The sequence below is a fragment of the uncultured Gimesia sp. genome (assembly GCF_937919775.1).
Lineage (GTDB): Bacteria > Planctomycetota > Planctomycetia > Planctomycetales > Planctomycetaceae > Gimesia.
Genome location: NZ_CALFPF010000207.1, coordinates 1 through 7,616, shown reverse-complemented (window position 1 = coordinate 7,616; position 7,616 = coordinate 1). Strand labels below are relative to the sequence as shown.

3 protein-coding genes and 1 pseudogene are annotated in these 7,616 nt (G+C 51.7%); 3 read left to right on the top strand and 1 reads right to left on the bottom strand.

Annotated features, from left to right (window positions below; genetic code table 11):
• Positions 1–922: pseudogene (locus tag Q0294_RS05465) on the bottom strand (hypothetical protein); the annotation flags it as partial.
• A 330-nt stretch (positions 923–1,252) separates the two neighbouring features.
• Between Q0294_RS05465 and Q0294_RS05460 the strand changes: the two are divergent.
• The 3 genes from Q0294_RS05460 to Q0294_RS05450 form a co-directional block, all read left to right on the top strand.
• Positions 1,253–5,068, top strand: coding sequence for a secretin N-terminal domain-containing protein (locus Q0294_RS05460; RefSeq protein WP_299461701.1), 3,816 nt, complete (start codon positions 1,253–1,255; stop codon positions 5,066–5,068).
• A gap of 56 nt (positions 5,069–5,124) precedes the next feature.
• Positions 5,125–6,807, top strand: coding sequence for a GspE/PulE family protein (locus Q0294_RS05455; protein ID WP_299461699.1), 1,683 nt, complete (start codon positions 5,125–5,127; stop codon positions 6,805–6,807).
• A gap of 62 nt (positions 6,808–6,869) precedes the next feature.
• Positions 6,870–7,616, top strand: a 747-nt coding sequence (locus Q0294_RS05450) for a type II secretion system F family protein (RefSeq protein ID WP_299461697.1), incomplete at its 3' end; no start/stop codon positions are given.

Sequence of the window (7,616 nt, the reverse complement as noted above, 5' to 3'; positions counted from 1 at the left end):
AGCTGGCCTGACTCGCAATCGGATCGCTGGCAGGAGTTGAACTATTGACCGTGGGTGCCGGCTTTTCATTTCCCGAAGTCGTTGTGCCTGCTGGCGCAGGTGTCGCTGAGGTTTGCGTATTCCCTGCTTCAGACTGCGAACCTGTGTTGAGGGCAAACATGAAAGAGGCAGCACTGCGCTGTGTCTTGCCGTCTTTTGAAAGTTGAATCTCACGTGGTGTCAGATAGCCGTCCCCGTTTAAATCCATCGTGAAAAATTCACCCAGCTTCGTCGGATTATTTTTTCTCCACTCATAGAGGCCAATCTGGCCATCCTGATCGGTATCGTGAGGGACAAAGTCTTTGTTTAAATCCACCGTGGTTCGAACCGGTTTGACGGGTTCGTTTTTAGAGGAACTGCTCGATTTACTGCCGCCGCTGGAACGACTGCCGGAAGAGGACTCCGGAGGAGCACCCCGGTCTGACTGAAAAGAACCATAGCGGTCCCGCATCGAACCCTGGTCAAATCCCCCCCGTTCTTCGCCGGAACTCTCATCGGGTCGGGAGAAGGAACCGGGAGGACCACCACCCGGGCCACCTGAGAAACTGAATCGACTTCGGTCATCCCCGCCCCGTCCCCTGTCATCACCGCCTGAAGGACCTCTCTGGCTGCGCATCCGCTCCATCACCTGTGGCATGACGCGTTCGAATTCCTGCTGGGTCATGCTGCGTGAGGTATCGACGCCAGCCGCCTGCAGAGTTTCCTTGAAACGCCCTGGCATCTGATCAAATTCGGAGGGTTCAATCACCCCGTTTCTGTTGCGATCAAGAAACGACATGAAACCGCGTGAGCGACTTTCGCCACCTGGCTGCGCATAAGCCAGATTAGAACTGAGTCCTACCAGCATTACAGATAGAATCAGCAGACAGATAAAACGGAACATTTTCCTACTCCGCAGAATTTAGAGCGGTCTTTCACGGTCATTACCGTGTTTAATAAACAGATAAGGGAATTTTGCGCCTCAGTAACATAAAGATGCAAGACTTTTTCCCTGCCCTAACATAGAAACACCGGGGACTAAGGAAAAGATCGTTCCATTTCGAAAGATTCCGGTGATCTTTGAAACGGGCCTTAACGTATTGAAGTATCACATGATAGTGCGTGTTTTGTAGATTTGCTCTTGTAATTGATTTTTGCCGTCCCTAGCATAATGATCATAAGAATATCTCTCGAGTTATCTTTATTTTGCCTTAATTCAGAAACGCCATTCACAATGATCCGGAACACAAAATTGAAACTCTGTTTTGTTGTCGCCCTGATGGGAGTTTTTGCCTGTTCAGATTCTGTTCACTATTCCTTGCAGGCTCAGGAACCGGCTGACCAGCCACAACCAGATCGCGGGGGCCGAAGAGACCGAGGTGGTTTTGGGGGTGGCGGTGGGTTTGGTGGCGATCGTGGAGGATTTGGAGGAAGAGGTGGCTTCGGCGGTGGTAGCTTTGGAGGCGGGGGTCCTCGTGGCGGCATTGGATCGCTGGTCGGTCGTGAAGAAGTTCAGAAAGAACTCCAGTTAACTGAAGATCAGATCAAAAAGCTGGACGAAGCAGCCCAGGCGATGCGTCCCAGTCGTGAGTCAATGGAACCATTTATGAACCGGATGCGCGAGGCGCAAACGGATGAAGAACGAACGAAAGTTCGTGAAGAAATGGGCGCTGCGTTTGAAAAACAAAGAACAGAGGGTGAAGCGAAACTTTTCGGGCTGCTGGATGAAAAGCAGGCGGCTCGTTTGAAACAACTACAGATGCAGGAAGCCGGCTATCGTCAACTGAGCAATGCAGACACTTCCAAACAGCTCAATCTGACAGAAGACCAGTTGAAAAAAATCAATGAACTCGAAGAGCAGCGGTCTGAAGCCCGTCGTGAACTGGGCCGCCGCGCCACTCCGGAAGAACGGGACAAGGTCCAACAGGAATTTGATCAGAAAATCGAAGCAGTTTTGACGAAAGAGCAGCAGACCCAATGGAAACAAATGCTGGGACCGGTCCTGGTTTCCACTCAAAGCCCGACGCAACCCGGTACCGCACCAGTCACCGGCAATGCAACGCCTGTCTCTCGACCGCGACCACAGATTCCGATGGAACCCGAAGGTTTGAAACCGGAAGACCGCCGCATTTCTTTTGGCAGCGGTAATGCCGTCGCGATGAAGGAGGCAGCAGGTCAACCTGCTGAAAATGCCCCAACGGAAAAGACACCCGGCGCCGCCGGAAAGATGTCATTCAATTTCCGGTTTGCTCCCTGGGGAGACGTTCTGAAATTATTTGCCGAATCAGCCGGTTATACACTCGATTTGAACGATGTGCCTCCAGGTACTTTTAACTATTTCGATAACGGCTCTTACTCGCCGACCGAAGCGCTGGACATTATCAACGGCTACTTATTGCAGAAAGGTTATGTGATTGTCCGCCGCAATCAGTTTCTGGTGGTCCTGAATATCGATAACGGAATTCCTCCCAATCTGGTGCCGATCGTTGCTTCAGAAGAGCTGGAGCAGCGGGGAAAAAATGAACTCATGAGCGTCTCATTCCAACTGGAAGGAGTGGATCTCGATCAGGTGGCCAAAGAGGTGCAGGCGATTTTAGGTCCCCAAGGCAAGTCGATCGCTTTGAAGACGGCGAACTCGATAATCGTCACTGATATTGGCAGTAATCTGTTACGTGTGAAAAAGCTGTTGGATGGTGCGATGGCAAATGGGGCACCTACCGATCTGGTTTTTCGTTCTTTCGAATTAAAGTTTATCGACGCCACCGAAGCCGAGAAACTTATCCGAAACCAGTTCGGTCTGGCTGCTGCAACACAAAACGTCAGTGCCGGCGCGACGATGTCCCGTTATTATGATCCCCGGTCCCGACGCAGCAGCAGCAGCAGCAGTGGCCGTGAAGGTTATCCACCACCGCCACAAGCAGCCAACGACGATTCCACACAGGTGACGGCAGACCCCCGTACGAATCGACTGTTAGTGACGGCGACTCCAGCTCAGATCAAAATTGCAGAAGAAATCATCAAATCGATTGACGTCGATGAAGACAGTTCCGGAAATGTCCTGGGAGGCGGAGGAAATCGGCCGTATCTTCATGTCTACTCCGTGAGTTCAGCCGATTCTCGCGAAGTGACGAAAACACTGGATGCCATGATCCCCGGCGTTGTCGTCAATGAAGATGCCCGCAATAACAAAATTCATATTTTGGCCACGCCCAAAGAACACACAAAAATCGCGGAGATGATCCGGCAGTTGGATGGCGAAGGGGGCAGCCAGTCTGTTTCCGTCATCAACCTCAGTTCCCTCGATCCCATTTCCGCAACCGCAACGCTGCGTTCACTGTTTTTACGCGACGGAAATGATGCCCCCACGATTGAAGCCGACCTGCTCGGTCGCCGTCTGCTCGTGCGTGGCAACCCCGATCAGGTGATTCAGGTCAAAGCCCTGCTGGCGCAACTGGGAGAAGATGGGACCGCAAAATCGAATGAGGCCCGCGATCGTGGTCCTGTCCGTACCATTCCGCTTGGTGGCCGTGATTCAAAGGAAATCCTTCAGTTAATCGATAAGCTCTGGTCCGCTTCATCTGGTGATACGAACCCCATCCGGATTGTGGTGCCTTCTGATGATTCGTTAATCCGTGAACGGATTCTGGGAGAAGAAGACGAAGCCCCTACGCGAAATCGCGGGTTTCGAAATCCTTCATCACAAAGCACCAGCGCCCCGCTGAATCGTCCGATCCAGCAAAAACGCCGCGCTGTTGACGCAGACAATCAGCGATTTTTCTTTACCGCCAGCGATCAGAAACCAGAGGAAGAAACGAAAGAGCAGGAAAACGTTTCTCCTGAAAAGGCCGCTGATGAAAAAGCGAAACCAGAACCCGCAGCTCAGAAAAAACCGACAGAAGCGCCTCCGCAGACGGAGAAAAAGAATCCGGTTGCCGTTTCAACCAATGGGGACAACCTGATTATCACCTCCACTGATCTCGATGCCCTGAATCGGCTCGAACAGATGATCGAAGCGTTAACCCAGGCAATCCCTCCTAAGAGTCAATGGACCGTGTTTTATCTGCGTTCTGCTGACGCGACCGCAACGGCAAAAATGCTGGAAAGTCTGTTCCCGAGCAGTTCCGTTTCAGATATGGCTTCGGATTCCGGTATGCTGGGCGGATTATCGTCCATCGGCGGCAGCCTGATGGATGCGACCGGCTTATCGACTTTGGGCATGGGGCCACAAACATTGCGCATCATTCCTGAAGTCCGTTCGAATTCCCTGTACGTCACCGGACCTCCCGATAAAGTCCGCTCTGTGGAACAGATGCTCAAAGTGCTTGACGCTTCTGAACTGCCTGCTTCATTGCGCGATCGTTCGCCGGGAATCATTCCTGTCGAGTTTGCGAACGCCAATGATGTCGCGACGATTGTCAAAGATCTTTACAAAGATTATCTGCAGCCCCCGCAACAGCAGAATAGCGCACAAAGAGGAAATCCGTTTGCCGCGATGATGGGCGGTGGTGGTGGCAGCAGAGGCGCACAAGGTTCATCCGGTGCACAACCTGCCGAAGCCAAACTTGCCGTCAGCGTCGATGCGAATGCGAATCAGTTGCTGGTTTCTGCCAGCGATTCGCTGTTTCAGGAAATCGAATCTCTGGTGCGCGAACTGGATTACTCCGCTAAAATGTCTCGAAAATCAGTACGTGTCGTGACTTTAAACAATGGAAATTCCACTTTGATTCAAAATGCACTCACTTCTCTGTTACCGAATGTCACCGTCAGCACGACAGGCAGCGATTCCAAGAGAAAAACGCCCGAACAGACTTCCGATTCTGCAAAACAGTCTACTTCCCCAGCAGATTCCGACAACCGTGGCGATGAAGTGCGTCAGTTCTTTGAGCAGCGGATGCGGGAACGGATGGGAATGCCCCAACCGGGAGGAGATTCGAACCCGGGGTCAGGTTCCCCCTTTGGCGGCCGTTCCTCGCGCGGTTTTCAATTTCCCGGCGGCGACACTGGCGGCTCCCGTGGAGGCAGCCGTTCAAGTCGAGGCCGAGGTCGCTAACAAACCACTTATCAGCATGCCATTCCTCAAGATATTTTTACCATTGAGTAAACTCCATGGAAATCAGTGAAATTCTCCAACGACGCGGAATCCTTGACGAGCGCCAGTTGCTGTTAGCGCAGCAGTCGGCGAATGGTCATCGTCTGGATCGTGTTGTGATGGAAATGGGGTTGGCCACTGAAGAAGATCTGCTCAAAGCGTTCGCCGATGAACTGGGCATGAAATATTTTGAGTTGAAAGACTTTCAGGTTGATACCGAACTGCTGGCTCTCTTTCCGGCAACACCGATTTTTCGACACGCTCTGCTTCCACTGAGACGTGACAACGGTCGCGTGCTGGTGGCCTCTGCCGATCCGTTTGATTTCGAAGCTATCGACGAACTGAGTTCGTTGAGTGGCCAGATTCTGGAACCGGTGCTGGCGCTGCACGCTGACGTCGTAGAATTGATCAAAGATAACCTGGGCGTTGGTGGTGACACCATTAATGAACTGGTCTCACAGCGCGCCGCAGAAGACGGAGTCGAACTTCTCGAAGAAGTTTCTGAAGAACATGGCGAACTGGCCGACATGGCGCAGACGGCGTCGGTGATTCGTCTCGTAAATGAACTCCTGATCGAAGCACTGCAGCAGCAGGCCAGTGACGTGCATATCGAACCCCACGAAACCGGGCTCGTCGTGCGTTATCGGGTTGACGGACTGTTACGATTACAGTCGGTACCGCCGGAGATTAACCATTTTTATTCCGCGATCATTACCCGCCTTAAAATTATGGCGCATTTGAATATCGCGGAAAAGCGACTGCCGCAGGACGGACGAATCAAACTGCGAATTACCGGCCGCGAAATTGACGTGCGTGTTTCCATTATCCCCATGATTTATGGCGAAGGGATCGTCATGCGTCTGCTGGATAAGGAACGCATGGTGTTTCGGCTGGATAATGTCGGTCTGAACCCGCAGATGCTGTCGACCTTTCGCGAAATGATTCAGTTGCCTCACGGCATTGTCCTGGTAACCGGACCTACGGGAAGTGGAAAAACTTCGACTCTCTACAGTGCCTTGAATGAAATCAAAAATCCGGAAACAAAAATTATCACCGTGGAAGACCCGGTGGAATATCACAGCGAAGGCATCAGCCAGATTCAGGTGAATTCCCGGATAGGACTCACATTCGCAGCCGGTCTGCGCAGTATTTTGCGTCACGACCCCGATATCGTTCTGATCGGGGAAATTCGTGATGGTGAAACAGCCAACAGTGCCATCCAGGCTTCCTTAACGGGGCACCTGGTTTTTAGCACCCTGCATACGAATGATTCTCCGGGTGCCTTTACTCGTCTGGTTGATATGGGCGTGGAACCTTATCTTGTGGCCAGCACGGTCGAAGCGGTATTGGCACAGCGTCTGGTACGCGTGCTCTGCAAACATTGCAAACGCCCTTATCGTCCGCGGCCTGACAAATTACCGCCGGATTTCCCTGATCTCAATATCAGCGAATTGTGGGAGCCTGTCGGCTGTCGGCATTGTCGGGAAATGGGATATTCAGGACGAATTGGAATTCTTGAACTGCTGGTGAATGATTCCGTGATCAGGAAATTATGTACCGAGCATGCCAGTTCCGGTCAAATCCGTGATTATGCACGAAAAAACGGCTGGCAGACGTTGCGTGACGCAGGCTGGCAGAAAGTGATCGAAGGGGTAACTTCGCTTGATGAAATCCTGCGTGTGACGAAGGGGGATCTCTAAAATCATGTTTCACACGTGTATTTATATAATCAATGTGCTTCGAGTTTATCAGAGTCAGTAGTATGCCGGATTTTCAATACATCGCGCGAGAAACAACAGGCCGCCAGGTGAGCGGTATTCTGTCTGCTTCCAATCAGCAGGATGCCCTGAATTCTCTGGCTGCGCGCAGTCTGTTTGCGGTGAAAGTCGATCTGGCAGATAAAGCCAAAGCACAGTTAAAATATTCCGGACGTCGGGTCCGCGCACGCTATCTGTCCGTGTTCTACACACAGTTGGCAGACTTGCTGAAGTCGGGAGTTCCGTTGCTCCGTTCGCTGGAGTTGTTGAATAAACAGTCCAATAATCCCGCGCTCAAACAGGTTCTGGAAGAAGTCCGTGCCGAAGTCGCCGATGGTACCCGTCTGGCGGTGGCGATGGGACAACACCCAAAAGTGTTTTCTGAACTCGCCGTCAGTATGGTGCGCGCCGGCGAAGAAGGCAGTTTCCTGGAAGACGTATTGAAACGTATTGCCAATTTCACCGACCATCAGGAAGAACTGAAAAATCGCGTAGTGGGTGCGATGATTTATCCTGCGTTTCTGACAACGTTCGGCACCATTATCGTCAGTTTCCTGCTGGTTTATTTTGTTCCCAAGTTTGAACCGATTTTTGCAAGAATGTCAGAGCGGGGAGAACTTCCCTGGGCCACGACAACCCTGCTGGGATTCAGTGCATTCATGCAATCCTACTGGTTTATTATTTTTTTTGCGATCGGATTATCCGTTGCTGCGGTTTATAAATATATCGCGACAACTGAAGGGCGCATGAAA

What these genes read in the sequence shown, in the direction of transcription:
- Q0294_RS05460 (WP_299461701.1), top strand. Translation starts at nt 1,253, where the DNA reads ATGATCCGGAACACAAAATTGAAACTCTGTTTTGTTGTCGCCCTGATG.
- Q0294_RS05455 (WP_299461699.1), top strand. Translation starts at nt 5,125, where the DNA reads ATGGAAATCAGTGAAATTCTCCAACGACGCGGAATCCTTGACGAGCGC.